This is a genomic window from Pseudomonas serbica (assembly GCF_028823535.1).
Lineage (GTDB): Bacteria > Pseudomonadota > Gammaproteobacteria > Pseudomonadales > Pseudomonadaceae > Aquipseudomonas > Aquipseudomonas serbica.
The window spans coordinates 859,013-879,189 of sequence record NZ_JAQIYM010000090.1 but is presented as its reverse complement, the minus strand read 5'-3'; the positions used below and the strand labels follow the sequence as shown (position 1 = coordinate 879,189).

General features: G+C 55.1%; 27 protein-coding genes. 13 read left to right on the top strand and 14 right to left on the bottom strand.

Annotated features, from left to right (window positions below):
• The 3 genes from NQL71_RS35610 to NQL71_RS35600 are packed head-to-tail and all read right to left on the bottom strand — an operon-like array spanning position 1 to position 3,408.
• Positions 1–1,185, bottom strand: coding sequence for a hypothetical protein (locus NQL71_RS35610; protein WP_274644310.1), 1,185 nt, complete (start codon positions 1,183–1,185; stop codon positions 1–3).
• 2 nt (positions 1,186–1,187) lie between these two features.
• Positions 1,188–2,267, bottom strand: a complete 1,080-nt coding sequence (locus NQL71_RS35605) for a hypothetical protein (RefSeq protein ID WP_274644309.1) — start codon at positions 2,265–2,267, stop codon at positions 1,188–1,190.
• A 1-nt stretch (position 2,268) separates the two neighbouring features.
• Positions 2,269–3,408 carry a hypothetical protein gene (locus tag NQL71_RS35600; protein ID WP_274644308.1) on the bottom strand — a complete coding sequence of 380 codons (1,140 nt, stop codon included), beginning with the start codon at positions 3,406–3,408 and terminating at the stop codon, positions 2,269–2,271.
• 219 nt (positions 3,409–3,627) lie between these two features.
• On the opposite strand from NQL71_RS35600, the gene NQL71_RS35595 reads away from it, so the two are divergent.
• Together NQL71_RS35595 and NQL71_RS35590 are read left to right on the top strand one after the other, a co-directional pair.
• Positions 3,628–5,682, top strand: a complete 2,055-nt coding sequence (locus NQL71_RS35595) for an RNB domain-containing ribonuclease (protein WP_274644307.1) — start codon at positions 3,628–3,630, stop codon at positions 5,680–5,682.
• Positions 5,683–6,243: 561 nt separating this feature from the next.
• The gene (locus tag NQL71_RS35590; RefSeq protein WP_274644306.1) at positions 6,244–6,744 is read left to right on the top strand and encodes a hypothetical protein; all 501 of its coding nucleotides are present in this window, start codon (positions 6,244–6,246) and stop codon (positions 6,742–6,744) included.
• 59 nt (positions 6,745–6,803) lie between these two features.
• On the opposite strand, the gene NQL71_RS35585 is transcribed toward NQL71_RS35590, so the two are convergent.
• On the bottom strand, positions 6,804–7,967 hold the full coding sequence (locus tag NQL71_RS35585) for a hypothetical protein (RefSeq protein WP_274644305.1): 1,164 nt from the start codon (positions 7,965–7,967) through the stop codon (positions 6,804–6,806).
• Between the two features lie 207 nt (positions 7,968–8,174).
• Between NQL71_RS35585 and NQL71_RS35580 the strand changes: the two genes are divergently transcribed.
• Entirely contained in the window at positions 8,175–8,477 is a 303-nt protein-coding gene (locus NQL71_RS35580; RefSeq protein ID WP_274644304.1) for a hypothetical protein, read from the top strand.
• A gap of 80 nt (positions 8,478–8,557) precedes the next feature.
• Here the strand turns inward: NQL71_RS35580 and NQL71_RS35575 are convergent, their stop codons facing one another.
• The 10 genes from NQL71_RS35575 to NQL71_RS35530 form a co-directional block, all read right to left on the bottom strand.
• Positions 8,558–9,676: a hypothetical protein gene (locus NQL71_RS35575; protein WP_274644303.1), complete on the bottom strand. Its 1,119-nt coding sequence runs from the start codon at positions 9,674–9,676 to the stop codon at positions 8,558–8,560.
• A 58-nt stretch (positions 9,677–9,734) separates the two neighbouring features.
• Positions 9,735–10,043, bottom strand: a complete 309-nt coding sequence (locus NQL71_RS35570) for a cyclic-phosphate processing receiver domain-containing protein (protein WP_274644302.1) — start codon at positions 10,041–10,043, stop codon at positions 9,735–9,737.
• 19 nt (positions 10,044–10,062) lie between these two features.
• Positions 10,063–11,256: a hypothetical protein gene (locus tag NQL71_RS35565; RefSeq protein ID WP_274644301.1), complete on the bottom strand. Its 1,194-nt coding sequence runs from the start codon at positions 11,254–11,256 to the stop codon at positions 10,063–10,065.
• Between the two features lie 69 nt (positions 11,257–11,325).
• Positions 11,326–11,613 carry a hypothetical protein gene (locus NQL71_RS35560; protein ID WP_274644300.1) on the bottom strand — a complete coding sequence of 96 codons (288 nt, stop codon included), beginning with the start codon at positions 11,611–11,613 and terminating at the stop codon, positions 11,326–11,328.
• Positions 11,614–11,684: 71 nt separating this feature from the next.
• Complete coding sequence (locus NQL71_RS35555) at positions 11,685–12,428, bottom strand: hypothetical protein (RefSeq protein ID WP_274644299.1); 744 nt, start codon at positions 12,426–12,428, stop codon at positions 11,685–11,687.
• Positions 12,429–12,458: 30 nt separating this feature from the next.
• Entirely contained in the window at positions 12,459–12,794 is a 336-nt protein-coding gene (locus NQL71_RS35550; protein ID WP_274644298.1) for a hypothetical protein, read from the bottom strand.
• A complete protein-coding gene (locus NQL71_RS35545; protein ID WP_274644297.1) occupies positions 12,791–13,003 on the bottom strand; it encodes a hypothetical protein in 213 nt (70 codons plus the stop codon). Before NQL71_RS35545 ends, NQL71_RS35550 begins: the two co-directional genes overlap by 4 nt.
• A gap of 126 nt (positions 13,004–13,129) precedes the next feature.
• Positions 13,130–13,351: a hypothetical protein gene (locus NQL71_RS35540; protein WP_274644296.1), complete on the bottom strand. Its 222-nt coding sequence runs from the start codon at positions 13,349–13,351 to the stop codon at positions 13,130–13,132.
• Positions 13,352–13,410: 59 nt separating this feature from the next.
• A complete protein-coding gene (locus NQL71_RS35535) occupies positions 13,411–13,785 on the bottom strand; it encodes a hypothetical protein (RefSeq protein WP_274644295.1) in 375 nt (124 codons plus the stop codon).
• 47 nt (positions 13,786–13,832) lie between these two features.
• Complete coding sequence (locus NQL71_RS35530; RefSeq protein ID WP_274644294.1) at positions 13,833–14,684, bottom strand: VWA domain-containing protein; 852 nt, start codon at positions 14,682–14,684, stop codon at positions 13,833–13,835.
• 319 nt (positions 14,685–15,003) lie between these two features.
• On the opposite strand from NQL71_RS35530, the gene NQL71_RS35525 reads away from it, so the two are divergent.
• The 10 genes from NQL71_RS35525 to NQL71_RS35480 all read left to right on the top strand — a co-directional run bounded on the left by NQL71_RS35525 (position 15,004) and on the right by NQL71_RS35480 (position 20,139).
• Complete coding sequence (locus tag NQL71_RS35525; RefSeq protein ID WP_274644293.1) at positions 15,004–16,629, top strand: methyl-accepting chemotaxis protein; 1,626 nt, start codon at positions 15,004–15,006, stop codon at positions 16,627–16,629.
• Between the two features lie 130 nt (positions 16,630–16,759).
• Positions 16,760–16,993, top strand: a complete 234-nt coding sequence (locus NQL71_RS35520) for a hypothetical protein (protein ID WP_274644292.1) — start codon at positions 16,760–16,762, stop codon at positions 16,991–16,993.
• 14 nt (positions 16,994–17,007) lie between these two features.
• Positions 17,008–17,253 carry a hypothetical protein gene (locus NQL71_RS35515; RefSeq protein ID WP_274644291.1) on the top strand — a complete coding sequence of 82 codons (246 nt, stop codon included), beginning with the start codon at positions 17,008–17,010 and terminating at the stop codon, positions 17,251–17,253.
• Positions 17,246–17,707, top strand: coding sequence for a hypothetical protein (locus NQL71_RS35510; protein WP_274644290.1), 462 nt, complete (start codon positions 17,246–17,248; stop codon positions 17,705–17,707). Before NQL71_RS35515 ends, NQL71_RS35510 begins: the two co-directional genes overlap by 8 nt.
• A gap of 83 nt (positions 17,708–17,790) precedes the next feature.
• Positions 17,791–18,132, top strand: a complete 342-nt coding sequence (locus tag NQL71_RS35505; RefSeq protein ID WP_274644289.1) for a hypothetical protein — start codon at positions 17,791–17,793, stop codon at positions 18,130–18,132.
• Positions 18,133–18,200: 68 nt separating this feature from the next.
• A complete protein-coding gene (locus NQL71_RS35500) occupies positions 18,201–18,437 on the top strand; it encodes a hypothetical protein (RefSeq protein WP_274644288.1) in 237 nt (78 codons plus the stop codon).
• Between the two features lie 12 nt (positions 18,438–18,449).
• On the top strand, positions 18,450–18,947 hold the full coding sequence (locus NQL71_RS35495; RefSeq protein WP_274644287.1) for a hypothetical protein: 498 nt from the start codon (positions 18,450–18,452) through the stop codon (positions 18,945–18,947).
• A gap of 104 nt (positions 18,948–19,051) precedes the next feature.
• Positions 19,052–19,372 carry a hypothetical protein gene (locus NQL71_RS35490; RefSeq protein ID WP_274644286.1) on the top strand — a complete coding sequence of 107 codons (321 nt, stop codon included), beginning with the start codon at positions 19,052–19,054 and terminating at the stop codon, positions 19,370–19,372.
• Positions 19,373–19,609: 237 nt separating this feature from the next.
• The gene (locus tag NQL71_RS35485) at positions 19,610–19,870 is read left to right on the top strand and encodes a hypothetical protein (protein ID WP_274644285.1); all 261 of its coding nucleotides are present in this window, start codon (positions 19,610–19,612) and stop codon (positions 19,868–19,870) included.
• A gap of 11 nt (positions 19,871–19,881) precedes the next feature.
• On the top strand, positions 19,882–20,139 hold the full coding sequence (locus tag NQL71_RS35480; protein ID WP_274644284.1) for a hypothetical protein: 258 nt from the start codon (positions 19,882–19,884) through the stop codon (positions 20,137–20,139).
• The last annotated feature ends 38 nt before the right edge of the window (positions 20,140–20,177 follow it).

Below are 20,177 nucleotides of genomic sequence, written 5' to 3'. Positions count from 1 at the left end.
TTACAGCCCCAGGTCGTTGGAGAAGCGGTCGGCCAGCATCTGCAGACGCTCATTCTCCGAGTACACGTACAGCGTCCTCAGTTTGGTCACCGCGTTATACAGCTCGTCAGCCTTGAAGTTGTCGGTCATCTGCTTCTTGAAGTATTCAGGCTTGAAATTATCAGCCAGCTTGATCTCGTCAAGCCACTGTGGATCCGGGTCACTGTACTTGATCAAATCCAACATGCGGCGAAGGTTAAAATTTTCACGTGGAAGGGTTTTAGCCATATCAGGCAAGACCTTGGCCCAGAAATCACGGTCGAGCCACTTCTCATTGCGCGTACGGTTGAGCTCGTCAAAGCAGGTCATGGCAAGATCACGAAGCCTGTAATCTCGCCCCTCGTCGTTTAAAAACTCTGTCTGATGCAGAAACTCAATAGCCTCGATGATCAGGTGGTAACTTTCACTGAATAGCTGCGGCGCATGTGCACTGATCCTGATTGTCTCCAACAATTTGGTGACAAGTCCGAAGATATCCACGCCGGCGCCGGCCAGGGCCGGGACACCACCGACTTCCCTCAAGGTCTTCGGGTGGTAGTTCATACCCTCCAGAGCCTTGCGGGTGATATCCGCCAGAGCATCGATATGGGTTTCGCCACCAAACGTCTTCTTGAGGCCTTCCAGCTCCTTCGCGAACGCATCAAATCCATCACCAAGACCCATCACGATCTTCGCCAGCGGATCTGAAATCTTGGCGAGCCACGGCTGGTACCGTTCAGGCTCGTTCATGACCAGGTGGTAAACCGCCGCGTACAGCTTCCCCTTCTCAGGCGGGTAACGGAAGGTTGTTCTCTCAATGAGAGGTGCGAACGGCCCGCCTTCGCTAAACACCGTGCGCAACGTCCTACCCATCACCTGGCTGTCCAGGAGTGGCGCGGGGCATGACATCAATGCCAAATTCCAACTGAAGGTCATGCTGGCGTAGCTCTCTTCGTACTGCTTCCCACCGGCTGGGTAGACTTGGTTCAATTGCCCCAAATCTTCATTCAGTTCTTCGAGAAACCGTTGAGCGAACCGTTCTGCGGTGGGTTCGTACTGAAGGCGCTTCCCTGCATTCAGCGCACGATTGAGCAAGTCACCCAACAGTTTGTCCTGTTCTGGGGTTAAATCTGCGCTTGGGTCGATCAAGTCGGCAGTAATGTTCATTCTCAAAGCCCCAAGTCAGAAGAAAATTTGTGGCCAAGCAGGATCAGCAACTCGTTTTCCGTGTAGAACCGCTTAAGGTCAGCACGGCAGATGAAAGCGTACTGCTCATCCTTCACATAATCGCGTTTGATGCATTTCTTGACCTCGGCAGCATCGAGCTTGTCGACGTACTGGCGTATCGCCGGATCCTGTTCCTGCGCGGGCAGGTAATTCAGGTAGCTGAGGACGTGGCGCGTATCGAGCGTGTAATCCAGGGCGTGCGCCAGTTCGCGGATCATTGGCGCCCAAACGTCCGCATCCTTACTTTTCTGCCGGCCTGACACCTCAAGCGCATTTCTGAGTAAATGCTTGCGGCTCGCGTCGACCAGATCAGGATCAGTCCCCTCCTGCTCGATGTGATTGATGCAGTCCTGCGTCAACCGAAACATGCTGGAAAAGGATTTGTTGTTCGCCGGCGTGCCCTCCACGATCTCGAGGCAACGATCCAACGTGGCTTTCACATCGGAACCATGCGCCAGCAGGCTGGCAAAACCACACTGATCCTGGAAGGCAGCCATTGTAGTGTAATCACGCAGGTGCTCGTGCAGGTGGGACACCGCATCGGCCATCACCACATCCAGGGGCAGGTTGTTCTCAAACCATCCCAGCTCATTTAGCGACTTTTTGATGTCCCTAAACCGTGCCGGGTACACCAACTGGTGGTGCACAAGGTCAGAAAACACGTCTTGGCGAAGATGCCCGAAGGTTTCCGGCTCCCTGATAACCAGATGCGCCAACATGGCGAATTTTGGGCATTCAGCTGGTTGAAGAAAGGTGAAAGACCCCATAGTCACACCATGATAGGGCCCTTCCGGCGCAAAGATCTGGCGCAGGAAAGCCAGCCCTTTCGCCTTTACCGGAGTTGAATTCGTAGCATTCTCACTGGCACGCAGAAATGCTTCAATGAACTGACGGAGGACTCCTTTGTGCAACACCAGTCTTTTGGCAGGATCGGTTTCAATCAGATCTACTTTTTGCTTCTGATCGATGACCCGTTCCAATAATGTTGTGTAGTACTTGTTCGCCACTTTAAGTTCTGTCATCTCAAAGCCCCAGGTCAGCTGCGAACTGGTGCCCGCACATGACCAACAGTTCGTTTTCGGAGAAAAGGTGCTTGAATCCAGCCTTATGGATCACCCCGAAGCGAACAGGCTCCAGGTAATCACGCTTCAGGGACTTCTTGAACAACTTCGGATCGACTTCAGCGATGAGCTTGAGGGCGCTCGGATCGATCTCATCCAGTGTCAGGTAGTGCAGGTAGCTGAGTAGATGCCGGGGTTGCAGCGAGCTGTCGACCGCGCCGGCCAGCTCGCGGATGATCGGTGACCAAACCTTTGCGTCTTTGTTCTTTTGGCGCCCGGACACCTCCAGGGCGTTTCGGAGCAGCTGACTGCGGCTGGCACGGGCGTCCTCTAGGGAGATGCCCTCTTTCGCTTCCAGGTGTTGGATGCAATCCAAGGTCAGGCGGAACATGCTGGCGAACGATTTGTTGTTCGCCTCCGTCCCTTCCACGATCTCCAAGCATGCCTGCAGGGTTTTTGGTATGTCCGCACCACGCTCCAGCAGGCGAGCCAGACCGCCCTTCTCTTGAAAGGCCGCCATCGTCACGTACGAGCGGAAATTGTCGTGAATGTTGGTTTCCATGTCGGCAATCGCTTCATGGATCGACAATGTCGGCTCAATTTGGCTCAGCTTATCCATCGCCTTGACCATGGATTGGAAGCGCCCTGGGTACTGCAACTGATGGTGAATCAGGTCTTTGAACACAGTTTCGCGTAGATGCCCAAAGGTTGCCGGCTCCTTGATGACCAAGTGAGCAAGCTGCGCATATCTGGGGATTTCATCAAAATCGAGACAGCTGTAACCGCCCGTGAGCGGCAGATCTGCGTAAGGCCCACCTGGCGACAACAGCCGGCGCAAGAACTGAAGGCCCTTGACGATGGTGGCGGGTTCGCCCTGTTGAATTTCGGTATGGTTGTCGTCCAGGTACTGCCCAAAGAGGTTCTTGAAAGCCTTCGTGTGCAGTTCCGTTCTTGTCTCGCCCTCAGGCTCACTGGCGAAGAGCTTTTCCTTGCCCTCAGTGGCGATATCCAGCAATCGCTTGTAGTACGCATCCGTCGATAAAACGGGCGTCATCACGTTATACGATTCCTGGAACCGCTCATCAGTGTAATTGCGCCGCATAGGTGAAACTCCAACGTATCTGATCGCCAGGCCAGACACGCTCATCACCCAGTGGTGAATGAAGCCCGTCAACAGCGCCAGCTTATTGTTCCAGTATGTCGGCGGCGCACATACGGCGTAAAGAGCGTCGATTTTTGTAGCTACATGGTGTCAATTTAATGGTATAGTTTGCACAACAAAATTCGCACCACACAGAAATGAAATGGAGTTAATTCGATTATGGGGAAAGATACAGCCGTGTTTGTGACCATCGACTCTTCGTCCACGAAGGACGTGGATGACGCCATCAAGATCTCACAGACCGATGACGGTTTCGAGGTCGTGGTGGCCATTGCCGATCCGACCGACCTGGTCTTACCCAACTCCCCTATCGACCTCAAGGCTCGCGAGAAAGCCGCAACTGTCTACGTTCGCGATCACGCCAGGGACAGCATGCTGCCCAGCGTCATCAGCGAAAAGAAGTGCAGCCTGACTGCCGGCAAGCCGCGTAGCGCCTTCGTGTTCACCATGCGCCTGGACAGCGAGCTGCAGGTGCTGGACTTCACCCCGTCCTTGCAAACCATCACTGTTGCGCACCGACTGCACTACGAAGACATCCCAGGCATCGCCGCTGACGCTGAACACCCGCTGCACGAGCAGATTGCCTGCGCGGTACGCATGGCCCAGGCACTGATGGCCACCCGGCGCAAACGCGGCGCACTGGCCCTGTACGATCTCAAGCAGTTCCTCATGACTGACGAGGAAGGCAATCTGCAACAATTGACCTCGCGGGAAGACACGGTCGGCAACGTGCTGGTGCAGGAAATGATGATCCTGTGTAACCGCCTGTTCGGTGATTACCTGGTCAAACACAACATTCCTGCGGTGTATCGCAACCACGAGGCCACCCTGGCGGCACCGCCAGTCGGCGAATTGATGGCCAGCATCGAAAGCCTGCTGTTTGCGAACAACGCAGACAAGGCCGTGGCCAGCGACCGCCTGCACACCCTCCTGGGCCGAGCGAAGTACGAACCGGTTGCCGCAGGGCACTACGGGCTGAGCCTGCCGGTCTACACCCACGGCACCTCGCCGCTACGCCGCTACCCTGACCTGATCAACCTGCGCCAGCTCAAGGCTCACTTGAGCGGCACCGACTTCGTGTACACCCAGGACGAGCTGTGGGCCATCACCAGCCAAATTAACGACACCCTGCGTGAGCGCCATGAAGCCCGCCGCGAGTCGTTCAAAGAAACCGCTGCCCGCAAAGCTGAAGTCATGGAGCAGGCCGGCAAGCTGCGGCAGATGGACGACAGCATGTTGGGCATGGCCGTGCGGAACGTTCGCTTGTCCAATCTCTTTGGAGACGCGCTGGCTGGCGAGATTTGCCGTCGACTCAAGACCGGCGCCATCGCTGACGGGGTCATTGACCGCCTGTTCATGGAGACAGACAGGGCCCTGATCCCGGACAACCTCGCCCAGGCGATGTCAGAGTGGCTGTTCAAATACACCACCAAAGCCATGCACCTCGTCCTGTTTGGCACGAGTCTTAACCTGTTCAGTGAGTACAGCGTCGAATGCACCACCGTGAATGGCCGCTTTCGGGCCAAGGCGTCGTTGGTGATGGCCAACAATCAGCGCATCACCAGCCAGGGCAAAGGGGCTCGCAAAAAGGAAGCGGAGCAGATCGCGACCGCCATCCTGATCGCCAAGGCCTGTAACCTTCCCCACGGCGGCCACACCGAGGTTGCCACTGAGGTCGACACTGACCCAACGCCAGCCACACAAGCGGCTCAAACACTGACTTCGGTGCCCGTGAACAGTAAGGGTGCCCTGCTGGAGTTCTGCACTAAGCATCGCCTGAAAACACCGACCTTTGCCGTGTCCACCATGGGCCCAGCGCACAAACCAACCTTCGTGTGCAGCGCCAGCATGGCATTTGATGGCAGGGCCATGAAAGTGAGCAGCGGCCCCTGCGACACCCGTAAGGCTGCCGAAGCAAAAGCCTCCCACCTGCTCCTGGAACAGTTGACCATGGCCGTCAGCATGGCCAAGAAAAGCATTCCGACCGTGGCCACAACCAACCCGGTCGGCGCCGTGCAGGAGTTCATGCAGAAGCTGGCGCTGCCCATGCCGGACTACAACTTCGTCAGCCACAGCGAGACGCCACCGATCTTTGAGTGCCTGATGGCCTTCAAGGTCAACGGTCGGGCATTTGCCCACAGCGCCAGGGCTTCGACCAAGAAGGATGCGAAGACGATGGCAGCCTCACAAGCCTGGGCTGCACTGCACGCCTAACGTCACCACCGGACAGGCAGGTCAACCGACCTGCCTCCGGCATTCTTGCCCACTGCCCGCACGGTACAGCCAACGCTTATTCGCCGGCATCTTTGCACCCATTGGGCGGCATGACGAAGACGATTTGCGCACAGTGACATCTTTCCCAGGTGGCGACGTTAATCTCAGAGACCTTCGCGCCTGGACATTTTCGATCAAGAACCTGTTGAGGGGTCACGAGTTCGTTGCCCCAAAAGTTATCGGCCACTCTGAGTGGCGCTGTCGTCTTAACCTAAACCAGGTAATAGCCTTTCTCCGGCTGATCTTCCACTTGGTAAGCATTAGCGGTAGCAACCGTGGCCATGGCCAACGCAGCTACCAAGAATTTCAAAGGTGTCTTCATTTCCTGCGCCATTGTCGATGAAAGGGGCCACTAATTTGACATGCCATCTGTTTGGCAATATACAGTATTTGTTTATCGTCACGTGCTTTTGCTCCGTTATGGACTTCATATACGCTGATGAAGATTGACCCATGCAAAGCTGCCCCATCGGCAGTGCCCTACAACAAAGGAATATGTTCATGTTCATTCGTAAAACGCTTGGCGCCGCTATCGCTATGGCAGCGATCCTGACCTCTGGCTGCGCCAGCATTGTCGGCGACAGCAAATACCCAGTACAGGTATCCAGCGCCCCGACCGGCGCCTCCTTCGAGATCACCGACAAGGAAGGAAAAGTTGTTCATTCGGGCAACACGCCAAGTACGATCACCCTGAAATCTGGGCATGGTTACTTCAAAGGTGAAACCTACAACCTGCGCTTCAAGAAAGAGGGCTACCCGGACAAGGTTGTGACCCTGAATTCGAGCCTCAGCGGCTGGTACTGGGGCAATCTTCTGTTCGGCGGCGTGATCGGCATGTTGGTCGTGGATCCACTGACCGGCGCAATGTACAAGCTTCCTGAAGGTGTGTCGGCGGACATGGGCTCGCCCATCGCTCAGCCACCAACCTCGAAAGACCTCCCGGTGGTGATGATTGACTCGCTGTCGCCAGAAGCTCGGGCGCAGCTGGTGCCCGTGAAGTAATGGCTGGCGGGCTCCTGAGCAGATCAGGGGCCCCGCCCTCTTAGCTCGCCAGGCTTTGCCTACAAACCCAGATCTCCGGCGAATTGGTCACCCCGCATGATCAGCAGTTCATTGCTGGTGTACAAATGCTCGATGCCAAGCTTCCCAACCAGCTCATTGCGAACACGTTTATCGCAAAACTCCTCGAGTTCGCTCTTGAGATAATTCGCCTTGTCAGCCACTTTTTCTTTGATGATCGCCATATTCAGTTCATTGGCCGGGGTGTATTGGATGTAGGTGAGAAACAGGATGCCTTCCAGATTCTTTTCGGCACCCTCGGTGTAAGCCGCCTTAATCATCGGGGCCCAATCAAAGTCGTGTCTATCGGTCGCGAGAGCTGCATTGGTTAAAGTTGTTGATAGTAGTTGCTGCCGGATTGCTTCAGCTTTTCTGGGCGTAATCAAACTCTTTATTTCAAGATGGTTCAAGCAGTCAACCGTAAGTCTGTGAATCTGAGTAAACGGTTCGATAGATTCTCCAATGTAAAGATGATTACCTATTGAGTGATCGCATTTCTTAATGATCTCTGACACGTCGGCATCGTGTTTCAGCAAGTATTCAATACCGCCGCGACGTTGAACGGACGCCAATCGTGAATTACTGCTAATGAGGTCGTGTATGTTGGATCGGACATCCGCCATCAACTCATCAAAGCTCAGGGTCGGTTCAACCCCTTGGATCACACCAAGGAGCTTGCCGACTTTTTCGATTTCACCTGGACGCAGAAGCTCGAGGTCAGCCAGGAACTGCGGTAGGCCACCAGAACCCGATATAACAAACGTTTCAGGCTCCTTAATCAACAAGTGAATAATAGGTGTGATTCGGAAAATGAACGGCTGGTAATCAGGCGGCATCAGAATAGGAACGCCAGAGAATGGCCCGCCTTCAGAAAAAATCTTACGCAATAATGTCAGATCTTTTACCAAACTCTCAACTTCATGGAACTTATTGAGTTCTCCATGCAGTGTTCCGGTCAACTGCTTTAACAGTTCTTGTGTAACTTCTGTCAGTTTTTCCAGTCGAGCTTCTTCGTTTGAATTTGGCTGCTCCTTAATCGAATTGCTTATTCGATTTGCAGCGTCAAGCACGACTTCATGGAAGCCGTCCTGAGTAGGAATATCTTGATCGGCCCAGTAATGTGCGCCAAAAGCGTCTTTATACGCCGAGTGCCATTCGCTGCTCATGTTGACCGTCCCTAAAATCTTTGGTTTGAATCACATTAAGTCATGATCTCATGGGCAGGCGCAGCATTGCATCTTCACGTTTTGAAATTTAGATGGTTTTTGGGTAGTCGCCGCCCTGCCGATGCGCAACAATGTCCCCCTCGTAACCGCCCACTGTGGCCGTGTGACGAGCGTTTTGCGAACCCTAAACACAAGGTTGCCGTTACTATGAAACGCTATAGCAAATCCAAGATGGATTCGTTCTACCCAGACCCAAAAGACAAAACAAGGCTTCAAGAAGATTGCATTGTGGAAATCTCGGGTGAAGCCCTGGTAGTCAAGTACATGCAGGACGGCAAACTAGTGGAGTACGTCGGTGTGGCCGATGGAAAAGGTCACTACCTGATCACTGGGAAAGGATTTCAAGCAACGGGAACCCTTCACATTTCTGATGGGCGCATGCTCGAAGGTAGCTGGAAAGAAGATAGCTACCACGGCATGTGGCGTATCTTCCTCGAAGAGCATGACTGAACCCTATGCTCAATGAAATGGCCGCTCACTGCTGAGCGGCCATGCCGGTAACGACCACACACCTACGCGTTAGAGCGATTTTAGAGACCAAGATCTCTGGAAAAAGCCTCGCCCGTCAGCCGCAGCAGCTTGTTTTGATTGATCCCATCCGCTACGCCCAGCGTGCGAATACGCTCGGAACGCTCGACGGACACATAATCGGTCTTAATTGCCTTCACGACTTCCTTCGATCCGAAGGCCTTTAGCTCGGCCAATGCCTCGTCGTACCCGGCCCGGCCCTCATAAATCTTCACGAAGCTCAAAAGCTGACGCGGCGTGAGGGGCAGATTTTTGTACCCAACCACGCGGTCAAGCAGCGGCCTCCACTCGTCTTCATTCTTACTTTTCAGCCTACCGCTGGCTTCCAACCCGGCTTGGAGCAAGACTCCACGACGACGGCCAACCTCCTCAATAGAGAGAATTCCTTGCTCCTCAAGGTGGTCGGTCAATTGAAACATGATCCTCACGAGCTTGGCGTACATCGGGGGACGCGCCATACAGGTTGGTAGGTCGATGAGGCCTCTGTCGCATACCGTCAGGATGTCCGCGTCCCATTTCAGCAGGGTATCAAGGCCGCCCGCGTCATGAAGCGTATCGAGTACCGTGTAGTTCCTAACGAACTTACCGAAATTTCTCATCACGTCAGCCACCAGCGGCCAGTAATGAACCGGGCCGAGCTGTCCAGCCAAGTAGCTCATGTCCTCTACAAAACTCAACCGATCCTTAGCTGGGACGCCCTCTCGGCTCTCAATATGAAGCCAGGCCAGGTAATTAAACAGGGGCTCCTGCAGGCCTTGCAGCTCGCCAGGATGCTCCAGGTACAACTGGAGCAAAGGAGCCCACAGGGAATTGTTGGGCATGAAGCCGAATGTGTCGACTTGCACCCCGTGAAAAGGGCCACCGGGTAGAAAAAGGTCGCTGAGCAGTTTGTGTACGAGGGGCAACCCTGGTCTGAGCGTCTTTGCATCATCTTTACCGGCCAGCGCATCCTTAACTACCGTCACAGCCTTTGCTGTAAGAGAGGTGTCGAACTGTTCGGCTGTCAGATTGCTCTTCGAAATCGCCGCCAGGTGCTCTCGCGACTTCCTGAGATGATCGGAATAGAAGGCCTTCACGCCTACCCAGCGATCAGGCGCGTTCTCTAAATCGTTAACTGACATGACACTCACGCCTCAATACTCTTCGATACTCCAGTATCCGACAGGAGCGTCACCAGGCTCAACGTGCCGCCCGCTTCCCTTCGTGCAAACGCCGGATCTGCTGGATACCCGATTCCATCTTGAGCCGGGCGGAACTGTTGGCCGAGTGCACAGACATTTGTGGCGGCGTGAAATCCCGCAGAGCCACCGCCTCTTCGATCCAGAGCACCACGTCATAGCCGGTACCACGATCATCGTCACCCAGGTCGTGATCGAGGCTGATCTCGTCGACACCGCCAGCCTCAAGCAGCTGGATGGCCTCATCAGGCCAATAGACCCTCACCCACCCTTCAGGCGTGGTGCGCTCATCATCCAAGTACACTTTCACCGTTAATGCTCCATGAAGGCTATAGGCCAAGGTCAGTACTGAAAGCTGATCCTAGCAGACTCAACCACTCATTTTCAGGTATCACGTGCTGCACGCCAATTTCCCGAATCAGACCCACTTGTTGAACTGCAGTGCCGGCACCGTAGATTGCTTCAACGACCAACTCAGGTTTGGCTGCTCTCAGGGCTTTAAGGGCCAGTGAGCGCTCGAGTTGCGTATTCGCAAAATGCTTGTATGCCAACCACTGTGCTAGCGTCATATCGGCATTCACGCACCCAAAGACACGATTAAGAGAAGGCAGCCAGTTGTCTTCCTGCCGCTTGTCAGCCGTCCGCCATGCCTCCAAGCCTGCTTGGAGAAGCACTCCACGGCGTTGCTGAGCGATAGGCGCATCAATGCTTCCCTGCCTCTCCAAATGCTCGACCAAACTCAGGACACCTGCCACCAGACGGCCATAGCCGGAGAACTCGAGTCTGCACTGAGCCATGTCCTCCATCGCACTCCTTAGGGTGGCATCCAGGTCGATGCCCCACCGCAACAGGCCGGCCAGCCCGCCCAACTCCAACAATTCGCTAAATTCGCCGTAGCCATGCATTCGGCCAGGCAAACTTTGCATGATTTCGTGAACCCACGGACGGTGCTCAACGAAGCCTATGCGGTTGCACAGCAAATTCAAGTCACGCTCGAAGCGTTGCTGGCCAACCGTACCCATGTCCTCGGTGCAGCCCAAATAGCCTCTGGCCAAGCGAAACCAGATGGCTTCGTTCAGGTTCAGGGTGTCTTCAGGATTGGACAAGATCAGGTGGGCCAGTGGCGCCCAGAGGATTTCATTGGGGCGAAATCGGATTTTGCTGGCCACGCCGCCATGAAATGGCCCGCCCTGTAAAAACAAATCAGCCAGAAACTGGCGCACAAACCTGAGGTTGGGCGCTGAACCAGCAAAGTGATCATTTTTCGACGACAGCCATCCGAACGAAAATACATGACCAAACATGTCATCGATGAGGCTGGTCAACCGCTGTTGGTAGATCTCTCCGTCGATGGATTCACTGGCCAGCACTGACTGTTCACGTCGCGCAATCGCCAGGACGGCTTTGAAGTAGTTGGGCAGGCTATCTTCGGCCTTTGGCAAGCCGGTGTAGGGAGAGGACGCGGCACGCAGTCCTGGAACGCTAAGCTGGTCAGCGATTTCTGCCGGAATCGGAAGCTTCATCGTCCGGTTATCTGAATTCCATATGGGCTATGGCAATTAATCTTCATTGTTGATTACCAGGACGCGTCATCACCGTTTCCGGATGACGATCTTCACGATAGGGCCTGAGGAAAGACCACCCAGGCCGAGCAGAAACCCAAAGGTGTACCAGCCGCCATTGTTAGGAACCGCGTACACAGCGATAGATTGATCGAAAAGGTGGCCGATGAAGGCCAGGGGCGCGATCATCCCGTGCCACACACCGGCGAAAAAGCCTGGCCCTAGGGGGACAACGGTGGACGGATCTTGCGTGGCGCAGCCAGACAGCAGAAAGGCCACCGCGCAAAGAGATAAGCCAAGAAATACGATCTTATTCACGCCTTTCCCCGTAGGAATAGTACGCATTCACATGTTTGAGCGTGGCCGACGTCTTCATGAGTTTTTCTCGTTCAATTGTCGGTGTTTAAATGACCAGTTTCAGCGCTGGGATTTGAATCGCGTTTGGCCTTGGCCTTCTCCAGAAGGTCGATAATGCCTTGAATGGCTGACTTGTTGTACAGTCCTGGCACTTTGGCCACCTTACCAATCAATTCCTCAATCTTGTCGTAATAACCCAGCAACTGAGGGTTAGCAGTTTCTCGGGAGAACGATGAATCTCTCACGCGCAGAGCGTCGCCCAACGTATGTATCGCTTCATTCAAGAGCTCCATCATGGCCCTGGCCCAGTCATGGTCAAGCACCTCATAGGGCGCCGTCGCGATCAGGCCGCGATCAAGCTCAAAAATACTGAAATAGTTTCTTAATGACTCGACGTCGAGCGTGTCGCCCATGAGGTTATACCGGGCATACAAATCAATGTCTTCGGCGATGAGTGTACGGATGGCACGTAGGCGCTTATGCCTGGCCTGCTTAACCAATTCAAAAGGCGTAATGAACTTCTCGCTCTCCACATCCAGTGCGGAAGCTGGCGCCGGAGGGCTGTCCAGATCGGAGAATTTCATTTCGGTGCAGGTTGGCGCCGGGTAGCGCGAACCCAGGGTACCGTCATTGTTCCAGAAATACCCATTACCACCCGTAAAGAAGACAGAACTCAGCACGGAAAGCCGGCTGCCGTACATTGAGGGGCCTCTCAGGAGGGCCTGCTTGACCAACTGATCAACGACGTTCAACTTAGGTTGATCGGTGCCGGGCATAGTCATCTCCAATCCGTATCGTAGGCGAGGTTAGTTTTTCGGGCCGCTAGGTTTGACCTTGGCTGCCAGGTCATGGAGCTTGACGCTGAGCATGCCCAGGTGAAGAAGCGCCTCGTTCATCAAGCCGCGCTCCACACAATCGGCGGCCAGTTCCAGGATCGAAGCACTGTCAGCAGCGAGGGCGAAGGCATCGACCCTCCCCTTACCCTGATTTGTCAGGGCCTCAACAGTGTTCTCAGGCAAGGCATCACGAGCATCGCAGACCGCACCTATCCAGTTCTCGTCTTTAATCTGCTCGGCGTTTAGATCGATGGTGTCGACCAGATGCTTCAGGGCAGTTGCCATGTCTGTAGTGATTGTCTTCATCGTGCTCGGCTCTTGGTTAATTTCGATTGTTGACCATGCTTCTCTTCCAGCTTGAGCAGGAGAAAGGCGCGACACGGCACCGAACCATGGTAGCCCCTACAGGCGTGGTAATCCTTGTCTGGCCGCTCGAACGTGGTCATGCCAGTTCCGCATTGTTCACCGCAAACATCGCAGTAGAAAACGGCTTTGCGCATTTGTTGCGATTTCATGCCGGGCGACTCCAAGCCATTAGGTTAAGTCGTTTTGGTGTAGTGCCAGAAATTTTCGAGCAAGCCAAGAGAGCCGCCAGGGCGGAGGAATCGACTCCCCCTCCCCCAGCCATTCGTTGTACCCCTTTACTGCTTTAGCGCTTTGTCTGCCTGCCGATTTTTGCGGCACTCGGCGACAATGCGCTTTTCGAGCACATCCTTGCAGCGAACCAGATTTTCGTCCGCGCCAGCACAAGCGTGTTGATCCTCTTTGCCATCTTGCTCGTAGGTGGTCATACCATTCCCACATTTCGCACCACAGACGTCGCAGTAGAAAACAGTCACAACGATGGTTTCTTTGGTTTGCATGTCGCTTGGCTCCAAGCCAGTTGTTGTCGATCTGCAGCTTGGGAATCCCCAAGCGGGACTTAACTTGTGAGGCGGTTGACCTTCGAGGCCAGGTCATAGATCCAGCCAGAATTGAAGAGCGGTGTTTTATGGTGGATCACGCGACTCACTTCTGAAGCGCCGACCACGTAGGTGACAGTGAGCGCCACCATCAAGAGGAATAGCACGGATTTCAGCAGCGGTGTGTTTTTCCAATTGATGTTGGCCTCATCACACCAGTAGGTGAAGCTGATGAAGGGCACGATCACCAGGGCAACGCCAACAGCTTTTTCGAAGTAGATCGCCGCCCAGCAGGTGGAACCAGCCACCAACATGACCAGCAGGGTTTTCCACCATGCTGGAAAGGAGACTTTGTTGGTAGCCTGCCTCGCGAGGGTACTGGTTTTACTTTTCACGAACGTTTCCCCTCTGGCCTTCGATTCAGCAACTGATGACTGCGATATTACAGGATGCGGGCTTCACGCGCCGCCACCAGCCACTGCGGGTATTCGTTCATCAACAGGGAATACAGCTTGTCGTCAGGAAAGGCAGCGGGGTCTTTGATCGCAAAGAAATTCGCGTTGTCCACCTTGCGCCCTTCCATGTTGTCCAGGTTGACCAGGAATTCGAAGCCCTCGGGCAGACGGGATTTCTTTACAGGCTTTGCCGGTGCCACTGGATCAGGTTTACCGATACCCACGGCGCCCAGCAAGCTGCTGAGAAGGCCACGCTTGGCAGCCGGCTGAGCCGCAGGAGTTGGCTCGGCAACATCAGCTTTATCAAAGCCGGCAGGCATGATTGCCTGGCCCAAACCCATGAACTGCACGAAAATTGGGGCGCTGGACATCTTGCGCAGCATGGCCTCGGAGGCCTCACGGTGCTGGGTGTCACCATCAGTCACGAACTGGACATAGACGGGCAGATCGCTGTCGCCGTACTTCTCCAGCAACATTTCCAGCGGCTTCTCGTAATGAGTGCCGAACTCGAGCGTATGGCTCTTCAGGATGTCATCGACGCAACGCTTGTAGTTGCTGATGCCGTACTCACCGATGTAGTGGGCCTTGGTACCAAAAGCGACCACATCGATCTCGCCATTGTCATCAAACTGAAAGCCCAGGGCCATGGTCTTGGCCACGAGGTCGTGCACCTGGCGGTTGGCGTACAGCGGGCGCATCGATTCGGAGATGTCCAGTACCAGCACCACGCGAGCAGTGTGATCTTCCAGCTTGTGCTTCTTCAGCGTCAGGCGGCTGGAGGCAATCAACGGCACCAGTTCAGGGGCCTTTTGGGTCACATCATTCAGTTCGAGTTCCATCAGCGGGTTTCCTTGGTTCAATTGTTCTGAAACGCCCTGCTATTGCAGGCGAATATTCAAATATCGGCTGGCAATATACTTACATTGTTATATTTCGACAAGCGGCGACTTAGGCCACTTTCCGGGTCAGAAAGTCCATTCCGATGGGGAACCGATGCGCTGGAAGCGGTAGCGCGGTACGATAGGCAAGTGCAGCGGTTTTATATCCAGGCGGATGGCAACAAATAAAGAATATTGACGACACCGCCCCAAAACAGGGTTTGACCTTCTTCCGCAACGCACACGAGCAATCCATTCAAACCCGTATTGAGGTAGTTTTATGAATATTCGGAACGTGAGTATTGCAACCCGAGCTTCAGTGGGGTTCGGCTTGCTGGCAGTGATGGTTTTCGCCCTCGGCTTTTTTTCTCTGTGGCAAATGTCCCTTATGCGAGCCTCGTCCAATGAGGTGGATCGCAACTGGTTGCCGAGCATCGTGGCGCTGAATGAAACCAGTCAGGACATGTTAAGGCTGCGCACCCAGAACATACGCTTGTTGCTCCCCCAGGATTCGCGTTCTTTGCAGCAGGTCATCGACAAGATCCAATCACTTAAGGCCCACCTGAGCCAATCCCAGGACGCCTACAGCAAAATGATCACGCTGGATAAAGAACGGGATTTGTTTAAGGTATTCTCTAAAAAGCAGCAGGAATATCTACAATATCAGTCGCAGGTGATCACCCACGCCCAACAAGGCAACCTCGTTGAAGCAACCAAGATTGCCAACGAGGAAATGCGTACCCTGGCTGACGAGGCTGCAAGCACCCTGACCGAAATGACTAAGTTCAATCAAGACGGTGCAGAACGCGCTACCGCTGATGCCGAGCATGTTTTTCAAAGCTCCCAGCACTTGGTTATCGGCGTAATGGTGATCGCCGGGCTGCTCACCCTGCTACTCGCAGTTCTGATCACCCGCAGTATCGTTCGCCCCCTCAGAGAGTCCCTGTCCATCGCTCAGGTCGTTTCCTCCGGTGATCTAACCCAAGAGATCAAGGTGAGCGGGAACGATGAGCTCACGCAGTTGCAGGCCGCTCTGAAGGACATGCAACAGAAGCTGCGGGAAACTATCCGCAGTATCGCCGACTCTTCCAGCTTGCTGGCCTCCGCTTCTGAAGAACTCAGCTCGGTGACCAACGACGCCACGCGTGGCCTGATCCAACAAGGCGCCGAAATCGAACAGGCCGCCACAGCGGTGAATGAGATGACGAGCGCAGTTGAGGAAGTTGCCCGCAATGCCGTGGCCACCTCAGAAGCCTCCAGAGAGTCTGACGTCATCGCCCAGCAGGGCCGCGAGCAAGTAGTTAAAACGGTGGCGTCGATTGAATCGCTGTCCGGGGATGTCACCCTCAATGCCGAGCGTCTGGGTGAACTGGCCAAACGCATCAATGGCATCGGCAAGGTACTGGAAGTCATCCGGGCCATCGCCGGGCAAACCAACCTGCTGGCGCTGAACGCCGCCATCGAGGCCGCCCGCGCCGGCGAAGCTGGCCGTGGATTCGCCGTAGTGGCCGACGAGGTTCGCGCCCTCGCCCACCGCACCCAGGAATCGACGAAAGAAATCGAGCAAATGATCACCGGCATCCACCAAGGCACCAACGAAGCGGTGGATTCGATGAAGCTGAGTAACGCCAAGGCCTCGACCACCCTCGAAGTGGCCAGATCAGCCGGTCTTGCCCTGGAAGAAATCGCCCAGGCCATGAGCCGGATCACCGAACGTAACATCGTGATCGCCACGGCGTCTGAAGAACAAGCTCAGGTCGCACGGGAAGTGGATCGCAACCTCACCAATATCCGAGACCTGGCGGTACAAACCTCGGCGGGCGCAAACCAGACCAGCGCGTCGAGCCAGGAGCTGTCCCGCTTGGCCGTCAATCTGAACACGATTGTGGCGACGTTCTCGGTTTAACGCACCATCAGCGTTTGCATCATGAGCCCCGAGAAATCGGGGCTTTTTGTTGTCAATTTACTTGCTATTAACCCCTAGGGTGATACACTAAACCCCACAGAGACACTTTCATCTTGAACAGGACGCCCTCATGAGCAGTGGATATTTCGCCTCGCTGGTTACCCTCCGGGACATCATTACTGCGCCCGGCGAATACCTCACTCGCAGGGGTGAGCGCGTCGTTATCGACAAGGTATCGAGTCACCACGACTTCAACTGCTTTGGTTCCTACGTGGATTGCGGGACGGCTGAACGCTGGCACAAGACCGGTCGCATTCGTGCTACCTCCGAAACGCTCAACGACATCGTTCGACGGGCTGAGTAATCAGGAGATTGACCATGCGACACGTCACTAAAGCGGGCCAGCCGGCCAATAACAACGAACGTGGTGGGGGCCTTGTCGTTCATGCGGTCGACAGCGAGTGCTCGGTTTTTGGCTTGAAGCAGCCTGCAATTTGCGGCGATACGCCAAGCGGACGCCTCGGCTGGAGCGACTGGATGACCCTGGCGCCCGCCTCTCCTGTGCCGCCGATCACCTGTCCCAATTGCCTGAAGGTACTTCCAGAGGTAAAACAAGATGCTTGAGCAAGACCACCGGCTCTGCACCGTCTGCGACGGGCCGATGCTCCCTGGGCAGGCCTTCAACGGCCTAAAGGGCTCTCACTGGGATTGCTCCCCTATAGTGACTATCGAGCGTCCTGAGCCGCTCTTTCGGGTGGTCGATAAACCTGCGCCAACGAATGCGGAAGTGTTGCCCGATCCTAATCGGCCAGCCCCTCGCCTGCCCGAGCGTGGCCCGACCGGCAAGGACGTCAGTCTCGCGGCCCAAAATCCGGAGGCCCGTCAGGTCGAATCGCGCCGCTGGTATGAAAAGTGGCGCCACTCGGTGAACGGGAAAACCAGCATTGGCCTGGAGTGCCCCTTCTGTTACGAGGTTATTCAGGCTTTCGTCTGGTCGCTGCCCAACGGCAAGCGTTGCACCTGTGGCGCGTTCCACGGTCGGCTGCAGTCCACGCATTGGCGTGAACCGAAACAATGAACACAGCGCCCTGAGCGGCTTGCCCAGGGCGACGAAATGAACAGATACTCAGCCAATAAATTCAAAGATCACGGAGACACATCATGGCTCGCATCAAAACCACCGGCGCCGAAATGAAGCAATTCTGGGCCAACGAAGATCCTGAGTTTTGGCCAGGCGATTCCCACGTCGACGGCATGTGGTGGCAGGTGAATGGCGTCGAACAAGACGATGTGGACGTTGATAAACTGGATGACAAGGATGTCGTCGTAGTTGAGGGCGCTATCGTCAACCCGCTCAACGACACCGACCGAGATTTCGCCGGCGTGATGAAAAAATGGCAAAAGAAGCTCACCCACGCAACGCTGGTTGTCCAGTTGCCAAAAGAGCACGAAGAAGCCTTGGCCACCTTCCTGAAAGGACTGAAGGGCAAAATCGTCAAGTGATTCGCAGCGACGCGGTTGGCCAGCTAAACCCGCCAACCGCTCACAGCCAAAACTGATCGGAGAAGCACATGGCATTTTTCATCATGGAATACCGAGCCATCGGCTATACAATCGCCGACGCCTTGCACCGGGATCCAAAGTTCAGGAAAAGGATCTTCTCCATCAGTTCCGAAGTACTGGGCACTGACGACCTGGAAGTTGTAAAAAAACTGGCGGCTGCTCGCGAGCACACGCCGGAAGGCTATGAGCTGTTTTCAGTGATTGACCGCGATGCACCGGCGCCTGCCACCACTCCGTCCTTGTAACTGGGAAGTCCGATGAGCTCCAAGCCACAATGCTTCACATATTTCTGCCAGTCCTGCCAGGAAGAACACGTTCAGCCGCTCCCCGACAACATGAGCGCCCAGACCGTCCTCCCCAAATCCTGCGGAAATGATTACCCGGTCTGGCCGTCTGCCGTGGTGGCAATTGATGGTTCGCGTTACATGGCCGCTCTTGCCGCTGTGGACGACGGTGTTCGAAAGACATTTTTCGACGGCGACACCATCCTCCTGCCGGAAACCGAGACCGCAACAATCGCCATGCTGTGCGAGCAATTCGGTGGCTCGGTCGTCTACGGCCAAGCCCAGGAATATGAGTTCGCCACCAAAGCCAGCAAGGCCGGCGTGCCTATGAAACTGTTGAAGCTTGGCCAATCGGTGCACGACGTTACGGGGCAGACTGCCGATGAAATGGTTCTTGCCGCACTGGAGCATCCGAGTGCGACCCTGCTAGCATGGGAATCCTTGTACCGCTCCAGCATGCTGATGCACTGACCTCAGGCGTCCCCTGGTGCCCACAAAGCCTCGCCATTGTGCGGGGCTGCGCCAGTAGAAGGACGCCCATAACGCATCCGCCAACGCTGCCCGAGTAAAGCCCCATGAGTTTCGATCCCGCTGACATCAAACCCGCTGATCTGCACGACGCAAAATTCGAATTGCGCAACGCCCCCTATCCCTCATCTTTGCCAAACGACGCAGCATTGGACGCGCTGGAAGTGGGCCAGTGTGTGAAGGTCGGCGTTGGCGAGCACGGCAATGGCAGTGAAGCATTCTGGGTCGAGCTGGTTGCCATCAGTCCTTTGCAGATTCAGATGCTAGGCGTGATCGTGAACCAGCTCAAACACACGGCCAAGCACAACCTGGCTGCCGGAGACTTCATCGTTGTTCAGCGCGACAACGTATTCGCGATCACCGATTAACGCCTGGGATCAAGACGGCTGTTGGAACATTCCCAGGCCGTCCTATAATCACTCTATAATCGCTCTATAATTCCCTATAAAGCTGTTTTAAAGGCATCAAGCGGCACCGTGGAGCCGGTAGGCATAGCAATTAACGGAAATGTTTGTTCGATCCGAGGACAGGAATTGAAAAGCGTCTCGATGACGGCCCAGTGCCAATGGTTTTCACGCAATCCCTCCAGTTTGGTCTGGGATCCCGTGAACGATGAAATCGTCAGCTGCCCCGCGTTGGTAGGCAAGCACATGGTGACCGTATGGCTGCCGGACGGTGCAAAGATCAGCCGCAAGCACAGCTTCGCCGATAGCTCACCAGAGGGCGGCCCGTTGGTGATACCGCCCAAGACCAAACTGGGCATCTGCTTTGGTCAAATGAACGCCAGCAAATTCGAATCGGACATGGTTGAATTCTGCCTAGTCGCTGACTCGGCCAGCCCGGCGCCGGCACAAGCGAAGCGATAAGGACAACCACGATGGCCACCTGGCTCGAGTTGCGCTGCGAAAACCAACATCAAGACTCGGCTTACAAGCTGTCCGGAACGGCTCAAGGAAGCTGCTGGTCATGGGAGAACAAAAATCCCTCGTCCCTCTCCGACGACAATCAGAGTGACGTGCTGGTGACACTCCGTCGCCTGGCCGATGACGCAAAAGAGGCCGGATGGCTCAAAACCCGCACCGGCTGGCACTGCCCGTTTTGTACAATTCAACTGGGCCTGCGCCCGGCGCCGTAGTAGCTACGCTGAAAATCATCCTTACAGAAGAGACGGAT